General features: G+C 71.5%; 14 protein-coding genes and 1 tRNA gene. 9 read left to right on the top strand and 6 right to left on the bottom strand.

Annotated features, from left to right (window positions below):
* Nucleotides 1-32: 32 nt before the first annotated feature.
* The 6 genes from ABGB05_RS05750 (at nucleotide 33) to rny (ending at nucleotide 6,769) form a co-directional block, all read left to right on the top strand.
* Nucleotides 33-1,400 (top strand): MFS transporter, encoded by a 1,368-nt coding sequence (locus ABGB05_RS05750; protein ID WP_347652097.1) that lies wholly within the window; start codon nucleotides 33-35, stop codon nucleotides 1,398-1,400.
* A gap of 38 nt (nucleotides 1,401-1,438) precedes the next feature.
* The gene (locus ABGB05_RS05745) at nucleotides 1,439-1,639 is read left to right on the top strand and encodes a DUF3046 domain-containing protein (RefSeq protein ID WP_347652096.1); all 201 of its coding nucleotides are present in this window, start codon (nucleotides 1,439-1,441) and stop codon (nucleotides 1,637-1,639) included.
* 207 nt (nucleotides 1,640-1,846) lie between these two features.
* The gene (gene recA / locus ABGB05_RS05740) at nucleotides 1,847-2,893 is read left to right on the top strand and encodes a recombinase RecA (RefSeq protein ID WP_347652240.1); all 1,047 of its coding nucleotides are present in this window, start codon (nucleotides 1,847-1,849) and stop codon (nucleotides 2,891-2,893) included.
* 24 nt (nucleotides 2,894-2,917) lie between these two features.
* Nucleotides 2,918-3,649 (top strand): regulatory protein RecX, encoded by a 732-nt coding sequence (locus ABGB05_RS05735; RefSeq protein ID WP_347652095.1) that lies wholly within the window; start codon nucleotides 2,918-2,920, stop codon nucleotides 3,647-3,649.
* A gap of 107 nt (nucleotides 3,650-3,756) precedes the next feature.
* Entirely contained in the window at nucleotides 3,757-4,275 is a 519-nt protein-coding gene (locus ABGB05_RS05730; protein ID WP_347652094.1) for a tetratricopeptide repeat protein, read from the top strand.
* A 718-nt stretch (nucleotides 4,276-4,993) separates the two neighbouring features.
* A complete protein-coding gene (gene rny, locus ABGB05_RS05725) occupies nucleotides 4,994-6,769 on the top strand; it encodes a ribonuclease Y (protein WP_347652093.1) in 1,776 nt (591 codons plus the stop codon).
* A 118-nt stretch (nucleotides 6,770-6,887) separates the two neighbouring features.
* On the opposite strand, the gene ABGB05_RS05720 is transcribed toward rny, so the two are convergent.
* From ABGB05_RS05720 to ABGB05_RS05700, 5 genes are all read right to left on the bottom strand, one after another.
* Nucleotides 6,888-7,781 carry an amino acid ABC transporter permease gene (locus ABGB05_RS05720; RefSeq protein WP_347652092.1) on the bottom strand — a complete coding sequence of 298 codons (894 nt, stop codon included), beginning with the start codon at nucleotides 7,779-7,781 and terminating at the stop codon, nucleotides 6,888-6,890.
* Complete coding sequence (locus tag ABGB05_RS05715) at nucleotides 7,781-8,455, bottom strand: amino acid ABC transporter permease (RefSeq protein ID WP_347652090.1); 675 nt, start codon at nucleotides 8,453-8,455, stop codon at nucleotides 7,781-7,783. Before ABGB05_RS05715 ends, ABGB05_RS05720 begins: the two co-directional genes overlap by 1 nt.
* Before the next feature lie 84 nt (nucleotides 8,456-8,539).
* Nucleotides 8,540-9,406 (bottom strand): glutamate ABC transporter substrate-binding protein, encoded by an 867-nt coding sequence (locus ABGB05_RS05710; RefSeq protein WP_347652089.1) that lies wholly within the window; start codon nucleotides 9,404-9,406, stop codon nucleotides 8,540-8,542.
* A gap of 62 nt (nucleotides 9,407-9,468) precedes the next feature.
* Nucleotides 9,469-10,248, bottom strand: a complete 780-nt coding sequence (locus ABGB05_RS05705; protein ID WP_347652088.1) for an amino acid ABC transporter ATP-binding protein — start codon at nucleotides 10,246-10,248, stop codon at nucleotides 9,469-9,471.
* A 232-nt stretch (nucleotides 10,249-10,480) separates the two neighbouring features.
* Nucleotides 10,481-10,576: transfer RNA gene (locus tag ABGB05_RS05700), tRNA-Sec, on the bottom strand.
* Nucleotides 10,577-10,683: 107 nt separating this feature from the next.
* On the opposite strand from ABGB05_RS05700, the gene ABGB05_RS05695 reads away from it, so the two are divergent.
* Complete coding sequence (locus tag ABGB05_RS05695) at nucleotides 10,684-13,044, top strand: hypothetical protein (RefSeq protein WP_347652087.1); 2,361 nt, start codon at nucleotides 10,684-10,686, stop codon at nucleotides 13,042-13,044.
* Nucleotides 13,045-13,447: 403 nt separating this feature from the next.
* Nucleotides 13,448-13,930, top strand: coding sequence for a hypothetical protein (locus ABGB05_RS05690; protein WP_347652239.1), 483 nt, complete (start codon nucleotides 13,448-13,450; stop codon nucleotides 13,928-13,930).
* On the opposite strand, the gene ABGB05_RS05685 is transcribed toward ABGB05_RS05690, so the two are convergent.
* Complete coding sequence (locus ABGB05_RS05685) at nucleotides 13,879-14,139, bottom strand: DUF2277 family protein (protein WP_347652086.1); 261 nt, start codon at nucleotides 14,137-14,139, stop codon at nucleotides 13,879-13,881. The genes ABGB05_RS05690 and ABGB05_RS05685 overlap by 52 nt on opposite strands.
* 83 nt (nucleotides 14,140-14,222) lie before the next feature.
* On the opposite strand from ABGB05_RS05685, the gene miaB reads away from it, so the two are divergent.
* Nucleotides 14,223-15,716, top strand: coding sequence for a tRNA (N6-isopentenyl adenosine(37)-C2)-methylthiotransferase MiaB (miaB, locus tag ABGB05_RS05680; protein WP_347652085.1), 1,494 nt, complete (start codon nucleotides 14,223-14,225; stop codon nucleotides 15,714-15,716).
* Nucleotides 15,717-15,839: the final 123 nt, after the last annotated feature.

Here is a 15,839-nt window from a genome sequence, read left to right as displayed (position 1 = left end):
CCCCACCGGACAGCGGGGAACGGGGAGCGGAGATGACAACAGAGTCGCGGACCACGACGGTCGGACCGGACGCCGGTGGAGCCGGTGGCGGGGACGTCGGGTCGGAGCCCGGCACGGTGGCCCGGATCCAGCGCCGGACGTTGTCGCTGCTCTGCGTCACCCAGGTGATCGGCGGGGTCGGCATGACCATCGGAATGTCCGTCGGTGTACTGCTCGCCGCCCGGCTCGGCGGCACCGCCGTCTCCGGCCTCGTGCAGAGCGCCGCGGTGGTCGGGGGCGCCCTGCTCGCCGTACCGGTGACCCGGATCATGCGCAGCGGCGGCCGGCGGCCCGGACTGGTGACCGCGTACCTGGTCGGAGCGGTCGGCGGAACCCTGATCGTGGTCGCGGCCGCGACCGGCTGGGTGCCGCTGCTCTTCGCCGGCGCACTGCTCTTCGGCGGCGGCACGACCGCCAACCTCCAGGCCCGGTACACCGCCGTCGACCTGGCCGAGCCGACCCGACGGGGGCGACAACTGTCACTGGTCATCTGGGTCACCACGATCGGTGCGGTGACCGCGCCCAACCTGGCGGCACCGGCCGACGACGCGCTCGGCTGGACCGGCCTGCCCCCGCTGGCCGGCCCGTTCGTGGTCAGCGTGCTCGCCTTCGTGCTCGCCGCCGGCGTACTCCTGGTGCTGTTGCGGCCGGACCCGCTGCTGACCGCGCGACGCCTCGCCGCCGCCGGGCCGGGGTCGGCGCCCGGCGCCGCCGGTGTCGGTCCGGCCGGGACGCCGCCGGCCGGTCGCGGCGACGGGCTGCGTGCGGCGGTACGACTGCTGCGTGCCCGCCCGGTGGCCCGGCTCGGTGTCGCCGCGGTCGCGGTGGGCCACCTGGTGATGGTCGGGGTGATGACGATGACCCCGGTGCATCTCGGCGAGTGGCACTCCGACGCCGACGTGCTGCGGATCGTCGGCGTCGTGCTCAGCCTGCACATCGCCGGCATGTTCGCGTTCGCCCCGGTGGTCGGCTGGCTCACCGACCGGGTCGGCCGGCGGGCCGTGATCATCGGAGGGACCGGTACGCTGCTCGCCGCCTGCGCGGTCGCCGGCACGGCCGGGCACGACACGGTACGGGTGTCGATCGGGCTCGCGCTGCTCGGCCTCGGCTGGTCGGGCACCATGGTGGCCGGCTCGACCCTGCTTTCGGAGTCGGTGCCGGCCGAGGTTCGGCCCGCCGTCCAGGGACTGTCGGACCTGACCATGGGGCTGGCCGGCGCGCTCGCCGGGGCGTTGAGCGGGTTTGTCATCCAGACGGCGGGTTACCCGGTGTTGAACCTGTTGGCCGCGGTCGCCGTGGTGCCGCTGCTGGCGCTAGCGTTGCGGACGGTTCCGGCCCCGCCGTCGATGTCGGCGGCGTGACCGGTGTGGAGATCCCGGTGGGGAAGGAGAGTGTCGGGGTGCGGCTGACAGACTTCTGGGCGCGTCTGGAGCAGACGTTCGGTCCGGCGTACGCCGGCAGTCTCGCCGCCGACCAGGTGCTGCCCCAGTTGGGGGGCCGGACGATCCGGGAGGCGCTCGACGCCGGCGAGGAGACGGTGGTGGTCTGGCGGGCGGTCTGCGCGGCGTACCCCGACCGGGTGCCGGCCCGACTACGCTGAACTCCGCTTCAGTGAGTGATCACGTAAGTGCTTAGGGTATTTTTGCGTGTCGTGCGTGGAGTCGTACACCTGTTCGGCTATTGTCCACAGCGGGGCGCCCGTCCACAGGCCGCGGCCAGCCGGCTGTTTTCTGTCGGACCGAGCGCCTAGCGTGTGCGCGTGACGAAAAGTGCAGCGAAGACGCCGGCGAAGGCAGGGGTGGCGACCATGGCGGCAGGACCTGACCGGGAGAAGGCACTCGACCTAGCTCTCGCTCAGATCGACAAGCAGTTCGGCAAGGGCTCGGTGATGCGGCTGGGGGAGAAGCCGGTCATCCAGACGGCCGTGATTCCGACCGGTTCGATCGCGCTCGACGTGGCGCTCGGCGTGGGCGGGCTCCCGCGCGGCCGGGTCGTCGAGATCTACGGGCCGGAGAGCAGCGGTAAGACGACGGTGGCGCTGCACGCGGTCGCCAACGCCCAGCGGGCCGGCGGCATCGCCGCGTTCATCGACGCCGAGCACGCGCTCGACCCGGAGTACGCGAAGGCCCTCGGCGTCGACACCGACGCGATGCTGGTCGCCCAGCCCGACACCGGTGAGCAGGCGCTGGAGATCGCCGACATGCTCGTCCGGTCCGGCGCGCTGGACATCATCGTGATCGACTCGGTCGCCGCGCTGGTGCCGCGGGCCGAGATCGAGGGCGAGATGGGCGACAGCCACGTCGGCCTCCAGGCCCGGTTGATGAGCCAGGCGCTGCGGAAGATCACCGGTGTGCTCAACAACACCGGCACCACGGCGATCTTCATCAACCAGCTCCGGGAGAAGATCGGTGTGATGTTCGGGAGTCCCGAGACGACCACGGGTGGTCGGGCGCTGAAGTTCTACGCCTCGGTCCGGCTCGACGTGCGACGTATCGAGAGTCTCAAGGACGGCACCGACGTGGTCGGTAACCGGACCCGGGTCAAGGTCGTGAAGAACAAGGTCGCGGCCCCGTTCAAGCAGGCCGAGTTCGACATCATGTACGGCAAGGGCATCTCCCGGGAGGGCTCGCTGATCGACGTCGGCGTGGAGCAGTCGATCATCCGCAAGTCTGGTGCCTGGTACACCTACGACGGCGACCAGCTCGGCCAGGGCAAGGAGAAGGCCCGCGAGTTCCTGCGGGAGAACCCGGACGTGGCGGCCGAGATCGAGAAGAAGATCCTGGAGAAGCTCGGTGTCGGAGTGGCCGGCGCTGACGCGGCCGGCGGGCCGGAGCTGCCGCCGGTGGACTTCTGAGTCGTCGGCTGAGTCGACAACACCATGGCGGGACGACGTGGTGCCCGTACGGGCCGGGGCTGGGACGCGGCTCCGGCCCGTACGGGCGGTGGTGAGGCGGGACGGCCCCGCCGGGGACGCGCCGGAGCCTGGGGACAGTCCCGGCGCGGTGAGCCGGCCGACGGCCAGCCCCGGGACGAGGACGGCGGCTCGGTCGAGCGGGTCGAGCCGGCCCGCCCGGTCGACGAGGCCGAACAGGCCCGGGAGATCTGCCTGCGGCAACTCGCCGTACGGCCACGGACCCGGGCGGAGCTGGCCACCGCGCTGGCCCGCAAGGGCATCTCCCCGGAGGTCAGCGACCAGGTCCTGGACCGGTACGACGAGGTCGGCATCATCGACGACGCCGCGTTCGCCCGGGCCTGGGTCAGCAGCCGACACCAGGGCCGAGGGCTGGCCCGCCGGGCGCTCGCCAACGAGCTGCGTCAGCGGGGGGTGGACGCCGAGACGGCGACCGAAGCACTCGGCGAGCTGGACGAGACGACCGAGGCCGAAACCGCCCGGGCGTTGGTCGACCGCAAGCTGAGAAGTGTGACCGGCACCCCCGACGCGGTCTTCCGGCGGCTCGTCGGCATGCTGGCCCGGAAGGGCTATCCGCCGGGGGTGGCGATCCGGGCGGTCAAGGAGGCGCTGGCCGAGCGGGACGCCGAGGCGGCCGAGTTCGCCGACCAGATCGACGCGGACGCGCTCGCCGAGGCCGAGGCGGAACTCGACCGGTAGCGCGACCCGCTGTCGCCACCGTTTGCCGCCGGTCGGCACCGACGGCCGGCGGTCCGGGGCGGGCAGCTCGTGATCATCGGCGGCCGCACATCGGTTAGGGTCGCCCGATGGATGACGCGGACTGGGCACGCCGACTGGCCGAGACCTGGGAGTCCTTCGATCAGCGGACCGAGACGGAGTTCCGGGCGTTGATCGACCAACTGGTGGCCGAACTGCCGGAGGGGAGTCCGGTCGGGACGTACGAGCGGGCGTCGGCCTTCGACGCGACGGACCGTCCGGATCTGGCCGTGCCGCTGTACGAGGAGGCGCTGGCCGCCGGGCTGGCCGGTGAACGCCGGCGGGCGGCGGTGATCCAGTTGGCCAGTTCGGTGCGTAACCTCGGCCGGCCGGAGCAGAGTATCAGCCTGCTCACCGCGGAGTTGGCGGCCGGTTCGGACCAGTTGGACGACGCGGTACGCGCCTTTCTGGCGCTGGCCCTGGTGGACGCCGGACGTGCCCGGGAGGCGGCCTCGCTCGCGCTCACCGCGCTGGCGCCCCATCTGAGGCAGTACCAGCGCTCGGTGGCCAACTACGCCCGGCTACTCGTCGAGCCGGACCCGGTGGCAGCCGAGCCGACCGGAAGCTGAGCCGACCGGAAGCTGAATCGGCCGGCCGGTCCGGGCCGGTCCCGCTATCGCCGTGGCGGGTACTCTGGGAGCGCTTCCGTGGGGGCGGGGTCCACGCTCAGAATCATGCCCACCGGAGAAGTTCGGATTCCTGACTCGCCCCATTATGCCCGTGACCTCCTTGGCGTGGGGTGAGCGCACAGCTGCCCTGTGTCAGGGGACCCGTCGGATCATGAGTTTCTTGACCGAATGCCCCATCGCGACCTAGCCTCGCCTTAGACGAGTTTTCCCGACCATCGCAGGCTAAGCGCACAACATAGATCGCGTAACAGTACGGCATCACTTCGGCCGGTTCTGCCGGCCAGATACACGCTACCGGCGGGCCGGTCCGGTAACCGTGGTACCACACTCCGGTCGTCGGCAGTGTCCCCATGGGCACTGCCGAGTGGCCGTACCCTCGGCCAGCCGCCTCGGTCGGGCGTCGTGACAGCCGTAGGGCGCGCGCCTCACCCACAGGTGCAGCCCCTCCGGCGCCGGACGGCAAAGGGGAGGCGGCCATGACGGAGCGGGCCACGGATCGGAGCAGAACCAGGCACGGCAGGCCGACGCGTCACGGGCCGGAAGGGCATCCCGCCGCGGCGGCGCCCCGGCCGGCGGGTGAACAGCCGGCGGTCGAGCGGTCGGCGGCGGCGGTCGGCGTGCCGGCCCGGTGGAGTCTCGAGCGCGGTGAGGCGACACCATGAGCGGCCTGGAGTGGGCCCTGCTGGCCGCGATCATCCTGCTGACCGGACTGGTCCTGGGCGCCGTCGCGCTCGGCGCCCGGGCACTGCGGCGGCTCGGCGCGGTCGCCACGGCCCCGCTGCCCGACGACCCCGCGTACGTCGCCGAGAAGGACCGGCAGGAGCAGTCCCTGGCGGCGTTGCGCAACGCCGCAGACGAGGCGTCCTCGAGTGTCGACGTGGCCAAGTCGGCCGCCGCCTCGGCCCGGGCCGAGGCCGCCGCCGCGAAGGCCGAGGCGAGCGCCGCCCGGGCGGAGGCCCAGCGGGTGCTCGACGCCGCCCGGGCCGAGGCGGACACCGTGCTGGACCGGGCCCACCGGCAGGCCGAGGCGGACGCCGAGCAGGTCCGGGCCGCCGCCCGGCGCAGCGGTGAGCGGGAGATCTCGCTGCTCGCCTCCACCACCCGGGAGCAGGCCGCCGAGGTCGAGCGGCGGGCCCAGCGGATGGACGAGCGGGAGCGTCTGCACGCCGAGGAGGTCGAACGGCTCGCCGAACGGGAGCGTCGGCTGACCGCGGCCGCGGCGGACCTGACCGCCCGGGAGGCGGCCCTGGCGTCCCGGGAGGCGGCGCTGGTCGAGGCCGAGGAGCAGCGCAGACGGGAGCTCGAACGGATCGCCGGCCTGACCGCCGACGCCGCCCGGCTCGAACTGGTCGAGGCGATCGAGGGCCAGGCCAAGCGGGAGGCGGCGATCCTGGTCCGCGACATCGAGGCGGACGCCCGGAGCACCGCCGAACAGCGGGCCCGGCACATCGTGGTGGACGCGATCCAACGGGTGGCGAGCGAGCAGACCGCGGAGAGCGTGGTCAGCGTGCTGCACCTGCCCGGTGACGAGATGAAGGGCCGGATCATCGGCCGGGAGGGCCGCAACATCCGGGCCTTCGAGTCGGTGACCGGGGTCAACCTGATCATCGACGACACCCCGGAGGCGGTGCTGCTCTCCTGCTTCGACCCGGTACGCCGGGAGATCGGCCGGCTGACCCTGGAGAAACTGGTGCTCGACGGCCGGATCCACCCGCACCGGATCGAGGAGGTCTTCGAGACCGCGAAACACGAGGTGGAACGGCTCTGCCAACGGGCGGCCGAGGATGCCCTGGTCGAGGTCGGGATCACCGAGATGCATCCGGAGCTGGTGACCCTGCTCGGCCGGTTGCGCTACCGGACGTCGTACGGGCAGAACGTGCTCAAGCACCTGGTGGAGACGGCGCACATCGCCGGGATCATGGCCGCCGAACTCCGCCTGGACGTGCCGATCATCAAGCGGTCGGCGTTCCTGCACGACATCGGCAAGGCGCTCACCCACGAGGTGGAGGGGAGCCACGCCCTGATCGGCGCCGACCTGGCCCGCAAGTACGGCGAGGCCGAGGAGGTCGTGCACGCCATCGAGGCGCACCACAACGAGGTGCAGCCGCAGACCGTCGAGGCGGTGCTGACCCAGGCCTCGGACGCCTGCTCGGGCGGCCGGCCGGGTGCCCGGCGGGAGAGCCTGGAGGCGTACGTCAAGCGGCTGGAGCGGATCGAGGAGATCGCCGGCGGCAAGTCGGGGGTGGAGAAGGTCTTCGCGATGCAGGCCGGCCGGGAGATCCGGGTGATGGTGAAGCCGGACGACGTCGACGAGATCGGCGCGGCGGTGCTGGCCCGGGACGTGGCGAAGCAGATCGAGGAGGAGCTGACCTATCCGGGGCAGATCCGGGTGACCGTGGTCCGCGAGTCGCGGGTCACCGAGATCGCGCGCTGAGGCCGGGCCCGCTGGCCCGTACGGCGGAGAAGCGGAACCGGCGGTCGCCTCCCGCACGAGGGGAGGCGACCGCCGGTGCGGTGTGTCAGCGCCGGTCTGGCCGGCCAGGGCTGGTCGGTCAGGTGCCGACGACGGCGCCCTCACCCGCACCCTGCGGTACGGGCGGCTGGGGCGTGTCGGCGACCTTGGGAGCCCGGCCGCCACGGGTGCGGCTGCGCCGGTCGAGCCAGTTGGCGAGCATGGTGAGCAGCGAGTTGATGATGATGTAGATGACCGCGGCCACGATCGCGGCGGCGACCACGTTGCCGTAGTTCGCGGACAGGTCGTTGACGCCGCGCTGCAGCAACTCGGGGTACGCGACGATGTAACCGAGCGCGGTGTCCTTGAGCAGGACGACCAGCTGGCTGACGATCACCGGCAGCATCGACCGGGCGGCCTGCGGCACCAGGATGTGCCGCATCACCAGGGTCTTCCGCATGCCGATCGCGTACGCCGCCTCGGACTGGCCCCGGGGCACCGCCCGGATGCCGGCCCGGAACGCCTCGGCGAGGACCGACCCGTTGTAGAGGGTGAGTCCGATGACCACCGCCCAGAAGCCCGAGACGGGTGCCTGGATCAGGAACGGCACGGCGTAGAAGATGAAGAAGATCATCAGCAGCAGCGGTACGGCCCGGAAGAACTCCACGACCGCGCCGGCCGGGATGCTGATCCACCGGTGCTCGGAGAGTCGCCCCACCGCGAAGATGACGCCGAAGGCGAGCGAGAACACCATGCCGGCGGCCGCCGCCTGCAGGGTCGCGAGCAGGCCGGGGAGGATGAACCCGGTCCAGGTCTCCGACTCGGCGAACGGCTTCCAGAGGTTGCCGGACCACTGCCCCGCCGCGTCGAACTTGCGGTAGACCCACCAGAGCAGGGCGAGAAGGGCGAGACCGAAGGCGACGGTCAGGACCGCGTTGCGGACCTTGGCCCGGGGGCCGGGGTGGTCGTAGAGGACCGAGGTGGTGTTGCTCATCAGCGCTTCACCGCCAGCCGGTTGGCGAGCCATCCGAAGAAGTAGCCCGTCGGGATCAGGAGCAGGGCGAAGGCGCCGGCGAAGACCGCGAAGATCAGGATGCCGGCGTTGCCGTACGAGTTGATCAGGTCCTTCATCACGCTTGACGACTCCATCAGGCCGATGGTGCCGACGATGGTGCTGTTCTTGCAGAGCGCGATCAGGATGCTGCCCAGCGGTGCGACGACGGCCCGGCCGGCCTGCGGCAGCACCACGATGCGCAACGTCTGGGCGAAGGTGAGCCCGATCGCCCGGGCCGCCTCGGCCTGACCGGCCGGCACGGTGTTGATGCCCGACCGGATCGCCTCGCAGACGAACGCGGCGGTGTACGTCGCGAGCCCGATCACGCCCAGCCAGTAGATGTTGCGGAAGAGGTCCTCGGAGAGGGTCAGGCCGAGCGTGCTGTAGAGCCCGAAGTAGCAGAAGAAGATGATCAGGGTCAGCGGCGTGTTGCGGAAGATGTTGACCCAGCCGGCGCCGAACAGCCGCAGCACCGGGATGGGGGAGACCCGCATCGCGGCGAGGATCACGCCGAGCACCAGTGCGAGCACCGCGGAGGCGCCGGTCAGTTTGAGGATCCAGACGAAGCCCGACACCGTGGCGTCGACGTTCCCCGGATCACCGAATACGTCCATGTGTCCTTGCTCCTGGAGAGCACATCGGGCCCTGAACGACAGCCGGGGCCGGCGGGTCTTCGCCGCCGGCCCCGGGTCAGACGATCAGGCGGGGCAGTTGGTCAGCTTGCTGGTGTCCAGGGTCGGGGCGGGGGTGCCGCTCTTGCCGAGGGTCTTGTCCCAGGCGGCCTTGTAGCTGCCGTCCGCGGCGGCGGCGGTGAGGATCTCGTTGACCTTCTTGCAGCCCTCGGTGTCCTCCTTCTTCAGCCCGATGCCGTACGGCTCGGAGGAGAAGGGCTTACCGACCACCTTGAACTTGCCGGCGTACTGGTCCTGCGCGGCGTAGCCGGCGAGGATGATGTCGTCGGTGGTCACCGCGTCGACCTGGCCGTTCTCCAGCAGCGGCAGGCACTTGGTGTACGCGTCGAACTGCTGCAGCGTCGCCTTCGGGTAGTCGGTCTGGATCCGCTTGGCCGGCGTCGAGCCGTTCACCGAGCAGACCTTCTTGCCCTCCAGCGCCTCCGGCCCGGTGATGGCGGTGTTGTCCGCCTTCACCAGCAGGTCCTGCCCGGCGATGTAGTACGGCCCGGCGAAGTTGACCTTCTGCTTGCGCTCGTCGTTGATGGTGTAGGTCGCCACGACGAGGTCGACGGTGCCCTGCTGGATGAACGGCTCCCGGTTGGGCGTGGTGGTGGTCTTCCACTCGATGCCGCTCTCCTCGACACCCAGACCCTTGGCAATGATCTTGCCGATCTCGATGTCGAAGCCCTCGTACGCGCTACCGGTCTGCAGACCGAGACCCGGCTGGTCGGACTTGACGCCGATGACCAGCTTCTTGCTCGACTCCGCCTTGCCGACGATCCCGGATGCGGAGCCGCCCGAACCCGTACCGTTGCCATCACCGCCGCAGGCGGCGACGGTGAACGAGAGTGCCGCGACCGCGGCCATCGCCGCCACGCGCGTGATTCGCATTCCTCTTCCCCTTCTTCGACTTAGCGCGCCGGCCAGCCGACCGGGCGCTCCACACAGGACGCCTAGTGCGTCAGGATCTTCGACAGGAAGTCCTTGGCCCGCTCGCTGCGCGGGTTGGCGAAAAACTCGGCGGGCGGCGCGTCCTCGACGAGCTGTCCGTCGGCCATGAAGATGACCCGGTTGGCGGCGTGCCGGGCGAAGCCCATCTCGTGCGTCACCACCACCATGGTCATGCCGTCCTTGGCGAGCGAGGTCATCACCTCGAGCACCTCACCGACCATCTCCGGGTCGAGGGCGCTGGTGGGCTCGTCGAAGAGCAGGGCCTTGGGCTGCATCGCCAGGGCCCGGGCGATCGCCGCCCGCTGCTGCTGCCCACCGGAGAGCTGCGCCGGGAACTTGTCGGCCTGGGAGGCGATGCCGACCCGGTCGAGCAGTTCGAGGGCGCGCTTGCGCGCCGACTCCGGCTTCTCCTTACGCACCTTGATCGGTCCGAGGGTGACGTTCTCCAGGATCGTCTTGTGGGCGAAGAGGTTGAACGACTGGAAGACCATGCCCACGTCGCTGCGCAGCCGGGCCAGGGCCCGGCCCTCGGCCGGCAGCGGCTGGCCGTCGAAGGTGATCGTCCCCGCGTTGATGGCCTCGAGGCGGTTGATCGCCCGGCACAGGGTCGACTTGCCGGACCCGGAGGGTCCGATCACCACGACGACCTCACCCCGGCTCACCGAGAGGTTGACGTCCTGCAGCACGTGCAGCGGGCCGAACCACTTGTTGACCCCGTCAAGCCGGATGAGCGGTTGGTCGGTCGTACCACTCACTTCGCCCGCCTGGCTCCGCTCGGTCATGCCCCACCTGTCTCGTCCACGGTCTGTCACACCGGATTCCGCTGAATCGGTGACGCAACTCTAGGGGACCTGACGTGCTGGAACGCAATCGAGTTCATCACGGGGCGGTAACGACAGCCACGAAGATCGCAACTGTCCGTTAAGGTGCGTGGACTGTTTGTGGTCATTGGCCACGGAACAGGTGCCTTGACCGTCGGCCCGGGCGCCCTTGGTGCCGGAGCCGGGACGAGGGTGGCGGAGGCGTACGGGGATCGAACCCGCCCGACCGAGTTACTCGGTCACATCGGTTTTGAAGACCGTGAGGACCACCAGGTGCCTGCCCGCCTCCGTGGCGAACCGCGATGTTCCGCCCCTGATCGTATGCGTTGAGGCCGGTGCGCACCGGTTGATCCGCCGGGATGGTGTACCGGGTGTGGGCCTGTCACACTTCGTGTCATGCGGGGCACCGAACGCCTGCGACCGTGGCCGCTGGTCGGGCTCACCCTCTTTGTCCTGGCGTTGGTCGGTGCGGCGGTGCTCGCCCTGCTCCTCACCGACGGCAACGAGCAGCTGGTCGCCGTGGTCGTCTCGGTCGCCACGGCGATTCTCGCCCCGCTGATCAGCGCCGTCGCGGTGGCACTGTGGCGGCGCCGGCACTGGGAGGGACTGGATCCGGCGGCGGCGCTGACGCTGGCCGGCGACCACCTGGCCCGGGCGGTCGAGGAGCAGTGGGAACCGGCGCTGCGCGACCGCCGACTCGTTCGCCCGATCCCGGTGCGTTGGGTCTGGTCCACCCGACCGGTGAGCGGCCGGGTGGAGGAGGCGGTCGGCGGCTTCGACGGCCCGGCCCACGGCCGGTTCGCGCCGCTACCGGGAATCGAGGCGGCGACCGTCGACACGGTACGCGGCGGCGGTCTCGCCGACCTCTTCACCATCTACGCCGGCCTCGAATCCGGTCGGGTGGTGGTGCTCGGCGAGCCCGGGGCGGGTAAGTCGGCGGCCGCGATCCTCGCCGTGCTCGAAGCCCTTCGGCACCGCAGGCAGGTCGAGGACGCCCAGGAGCGCGCCGAGATCCCGATCCCGGTCCTGCTCACCGCGCGTACCTGGGACCCGGAACGCACGTCGCTGCACCGCTGGCTGGCCGACCGGATCGCCACCGACTTCCGGTTCCTACGGGCGTCGGCGTACGGGCCGGACGTCGCCACCCGACTGGTCCGGGAGCGTCGCGTCGCGCTTTTCCTCGACGGGTTCGACGAGCTGGACGCCGAGCTGCGCCCCCTCGCGCTGGAGGCCCTCGACGATCAGGCCGATCTCCGGCTCGTCCTGTTCACCCGGAGCGAGCAGTACGCCGAGGCGGTGCGTGGCGCACACCTGCACGGTGCGGCCGCCCTCGAACTCCGCCCGGTTCCCACCACCGTCGCCGCCGACTATCTCGCCCGGTGGCAGCTCGCCGAACCCCCGCCGGCCTGGCGCCGGCTGGTCGACCGCCTGCACCAGGCGCCGGACACTCCACTGGCGCGGGCGCTGACCTCGCCGCTGGCCGTGACCCTGGTCCGGGACACCTTTCCGGACCCGGCCGACCTCGAGGAACTGCTTGTCCCGGACCGGTTCGCCACCCGGGACGAGGTCGAGGACCACCTCCTGGACCGGGCCCTGTCGGCGGCGTACCGCCGACGCCCGGGCAAACCACCCGGCCGGTACGACCCGGGGCAGGCCCGCCGCTGGCTCGGTGCCCTGGCCACCGCGATGAGCCGGGACGGTGTCCGGGAGCTCGCCTGGTGGCGTCTGCACCGTTGGGCACCGGCCCCGGTGCGGGCGATCGCCACCATGCTCGCCGGCGGGCTCGTCGGCGGAGCGGCTGCGGCGGTCGTCGCCGCGTTCACCGAGGAGTTCGGGGAACGGGACACCATCGACATCGGGCCGGCCGCCGTGGTCGGTCTCCTGCTCGGCTTGGCGATCGGCCTGGCCGTCGAGCACCGGGACTCGCCGGCCGGCGGACTCGCTGGCAAGGCCGGTGCCCGGTTCAACCCCGGGCTCGGTCTCGTCTCGGGCCTCGCCGTCGGCCTCGCCACCGCGCTGACCGTGGGGCCGGCCGTGGGCGTCGTCGGCCTCGGGGTGGCGCTCGTCGCCGGCGCCGTGGCGGGGGCCGGCGCGGGTTTCGCCTCCCAGGCCGGGCTCACCCGCGCCGACTCGGCCCTGCCTCCACAGTCCGGCGTCGCCGGCACCCTCCGGGCGGGCCTCACCCGCGGTCTGCCCGCGGGCCTCGCCACCGGGGTCCCGATCGGGCTCGCCACCGGCGTTCCGGTGGGGATCGGATACGGAGCGCCGGCCGGACTCGTCACCGGACTTGTCATCGGCGCGACGTTCATCCTCGCGTTCGGACTCATCGACAGCTTCTCCGCCGCCTCGCTGAACGTCGCCGCCCCCCTCGATCCGGTCTCGGCGTGGCGGCAGGACCGGCGGCGCAGTTTTGTCGTCGGCGGCGTCTTCGGTCTCTCGGTGGGCGTCGCGGCCGGCGTCACCGACGGGATGGCGATGGCCCGGCACGATCCGCTCCCGGTCGCGGTCGGAGTTGGACTGGTCACCGGCGTGACGATCGGGGTGGTCGCCACCGTCGCCGCCGCCCTGACCGTCTCCAGCACCTGGCGGACCACACTGTCCTTTCTGCAACTGCGGCTCCGTGGGGACAGTCCGGTCCTGGGTATGCGGTTCCTGGAGGACGCCCACGAGCGCGGCGTGCTGCGCGTCGTCGGCTCGGTCTACCAGTTTCGGCACGCCAGGCTCCAGGACCGCCTCACCGAGACGCACCGCTCCTGACCCGCGGCCGGTCCGGTTCCGGGCCGACCGTCCGGTGGGCGGCGGCCGGCCGTGGACGCCGACGTGGGCTCGCCGCAGGTCCACGGTGACCCGTCCGGGTGACCGTGCGAACTGTCCGGTGGGCGACCGCCGCGGCTGATTCTCGCCACGCAGGGTGAGCATCTCGGGCGAGCCGCGCTGTCGGAGGGGGGTTATGTGACTACAATAGGTAGCCAAGCTTTGTCTATTTCGGCGGATATGGTCACAGACCGGTAACTTAGCCGCGCTCGACCCGGTCCGCCCGGCACCATCGTTGGTGATGGCCGTCCCGCCCGACGACCACAGGCGACCGACCGGTCGCCGCCACGAGGGAGTGGTCACGAGGAAGTGGTCGGGCCGGACCGAGCAGAGCGAGGAGGCGGCAATGATCGAGCTGTGGAACTGGAGGATCGAGAGGCGCGTCGCCGCCACGGAGATCCGTCCCGCGCTCGCCGACGCGCTCCGCGTACCGGTGCTGCCGCTCGGCGCCATCGACCCGGCGGACATCCCGCAGGGTGCGATGCTCGTCGACGTGACGCACCGGCCCGGCGACTACCCGACCTCCGTCGACTGTTACGCGCCGCCGTCCGGGCTGCCCGAGGTGGTCGCCGTCGCGGCGTTCGCCCGTCGGCTGCGCCGGTCCTGCCTGCTGCCGGACGACACCCTGGACGCCGGACGCCACCTGCTGGTCACCCCGGACGGCACGATCCGTCCGGTGCACCTCGACGTCCGGGAGACCGACGACGGCGAGATCCTCTCCAACCAGCGGCTCTGCACGGTGCTCAGCCCCCGCTGCCGGGGCTGGTCACCCTGCCATCAGTCGCGTTGGAGCCCGGACTCCGTACTGCCCGCCCTCGCCGCGGCCTGACCGCCGCCGCGTACCACGAGGTTGTCGAGCAGGGTCCGGGTCGCCTCCGCGACCGCGGCCACCGCCGCGTCGAAGGCCTCCGCGTTGTGCGCGGCCGGGGTCCGGAACCCGGAGATCTTGCGCACGTACTGCAGCGCGGCGGCCTCGATGTCCGCGGCCGTGACCACCTCGGCGTACGGCTCCCGCAGGGTCTTGATGCTCCGGCACATGGCTCCTCCTAGTCCCCGGCGGTCGGGTTCCGCCCACGGCGGGATCCGGCCCCGCCGCCCGCTGCGGATACTCTGTCATTGTCATGACTACCGCAGCCCCGGGCAGCCCGCGCACCTACCAGGTGCGGACGTACGGCTGCCAGATGAACGTGCACGACTCCGAGCGGATCTCCGGACTGCTGGAGCAGGCCGGCTATGTCCGGGCCGCCGAGGCCGACGATCCCGACGTGGTGGTCTTCAACACCTGCGCGGTCCGGGAGAATGCGGACAATCGGCTCTACGGCAACCTCGGTCACCTGCGCCCGGTGAAGGAGAAGCACCCCGGGATGCAGATCGCCGTCGGCGGCTGCCTCGCCCAGAAGGACCGTGGCGAGATCGTCCGCAAGGCGCCCTGGGTCGACGTGGTCTTCGGCACCCACAACATCGGCTCGCTGCCGGTGCTGCTGGACCGGGCCCGGCACAACACCGCCGCCGAGGTGGAGATCCTGGAGTCGCTGGAGGTCTTCCCGTCGACCCTGCCGACCCGGCGCGAGTCGACGTACGCCGGCTGGGTGTCGATCTCGGTCGGCTGCAACAACACCTGCACGTTCTGCATCGTGCCGTCGCTGCGCGGCCGGGAGAAGGACCGCCGTCCCGGCGACATCCTGGCCGAGGTACGGGCGCTGGCCGCCGAGGGTGTGCTCGAGGTCACCCTGCTCGGCCAGAACGTGAACTCGTACGGCGTGGAGTTCGGCGACCGGCTCGCCTTCGGCAAGCTGCTCCGGGCCACCGGCGAGATCGAGGGGCTGGAACGGGTCCGGTTCACCAGCCCGCATCCGCGCGACTTCACCGACGACGTGATCGCGGCGATGGCCGAGACCCCCACCGTCTGCCACTCGCTGCACATGCCGTTGCAGTCCGGCTCCGACGACGTGCTGCGGGCGATGCGCCGGTCCTACCGGGCGGACCGCTACCTGGGGATCATCGAGAAGGTCCGGGCGGCGATGCCGGACGCGGCGATCACCACCGACATCATCGTCGGCTTCCCGGGCGAGACCGACGCCGACTTCGAGCGCACCCTGGACGTGGTACGTGAAGCCCGGTTCGCCTCCGCCTTCACCTTCCAGTACTCCAAGCGGCCCGGCACCCCGGCCGCCGAGATGCCCGGCCAGCTGCCCAAGCAGGTGGTGCAGGAGCGCTACGACCGGCTGATTGCCTGCGTCGAGGAGATCACCTGGGCGGAGAACCGCGCACTCGTCGGCACCCCGGTCGAGGTGCTGGTGGCGGTCGGTGAGGGACGTAAGGACGAGCGGACCGGACGACTCTCCGGTCGGGCCCGGGACGGGCGGTTGGTGCACTTCGCCGCCGGCTCGTACGCGGGTCGGATCCGCCCCGGCGACATCGTCCGGACCGTGGTCGACTACGCCGCCCCGCACCACCTGAACGCCGACGGCGAGCCGCTGTCGCACCGACGTACCCGGGCCGGCGACAACTACGAGGCCGGGCAGACCCCGCGTGGCGCCGCGGTGTCGCTCGGGCTGCCGACCGTCGGCGTGCCACCCGCACTGCCCGCCTCCGCCGGCGCCTGCGACCGCTGACGCGCGGGGGCGTCCCCCAGCGAACCGGAAAGCCCTCCGGGGACCTGGAAAGCCTTCTGGGAGACCGGACAGCCGTCGGGAAAGGCCCCAGGGACCGGAAAGGGCCCCTTGCCCACCACAGTG

This window comes from Plantactinospora sp. B5E13 (assembly GCF_039871775.1).
GTDB lineage: Bacteria > Actinomycetota > Actinomycetes > Mycobacteriales > Micromonosporaceae > Plantactinospora.
This window is presented reverse-complemented; position numbering and strand designations above follow the sequence as displayed.

Bases quoted from the DNA above. Each gene is read 5' to 3' on its own strand.
- ABGB05_RS05720 (WP_347652092.1), bottom strand. From the start codon at position 7,781: ATGAGCAACACCACCTCGGTCCTCTACGACCACCCCGGCCCCCGGGCC.
- ABGB05_RS05695 (WP_347652087.1), top strand. From the start codon at position 10,684: ATGCGGGGCACCGAACGCCTGCGACCGTGGCCGCTGGTCGGGCTCACC.
- ABGB05_RS05730 (WP_347652094.1), top strand. From the start codon at position 3,757: ATGGATGACGCGGACTGGGCACGCCGACTGGCCGAGACCTGGGAGTCC.
- ABGB05_RS05690 (WP_347652239.1), top strand. From the start codon at position 13,448: ATGATCGAGCTGTGGAACTGGAGGATCGAGAGGCGCGTCGCCGCCACG.
- miaB (WP_347652085.1), top strand. From the start codon at position 14,223: ATGACTACCGCAGCCCCGGGCAGCCCGCGCACCTACCAGGTGCGGACG.
- ABGB05_RS05735 (WP_347652095.1), top strand. From the start codon at position 2,918: ATGGCGGGACGACGTGGTGCCCGTACGGGCCGGGGCTGGGACGCGGCT.
- ABGB05_RS05715 (WP_347652090.1), bottom strand. From the start codon at position 8,455: ATGGACGTATTCGGTGATCCGGGGAACGTCGACGCCACGGTGTCGGGC.
- ABGB05_RS05750 (WP_347652097.1), top strand. From the start codon at position 33: ATGACAACAGAGTCGCGGACCACGACGGTCGGACCGGACGCCGGTGGA.
- ABGB05_RS05710 (WP_347652089.1), bottom strand. From the start codon at position 9,406: ATGCGAATCACGCGCGTGGCGGCGATGGCCGCGGTCGCGGCACTCTCG.
- recA (WP_347652240.1), top strand. From the start codon at position 1,847: ATGGCGGCAGGACCTGACCGGGAGAAGGCACTCGACCTAGCTCTCGCT.
- rny (WP_347652093.1), top strand. From the start codon at position 4,994: ATGAGCGGCCTGGAGTGGGCCCTGCTGGCCGCGATCATCCTGCTGACC.
- ABGB05_RS05705 (WP_347652088.1), bottom strand. From the start codon at position 10,248: ATGACCGAGCGGAGCCAGGCGGGCGAAGTGAGTGGTACGACCGACCAA.
- ABGB05_RS05685 (WP_347652086.1), bottom strand. From the start codon at position 14,139: ATGTGCCGGAGCATCAAGACCCTGCGGGAGCCGTACGCCGAGGTGGTC.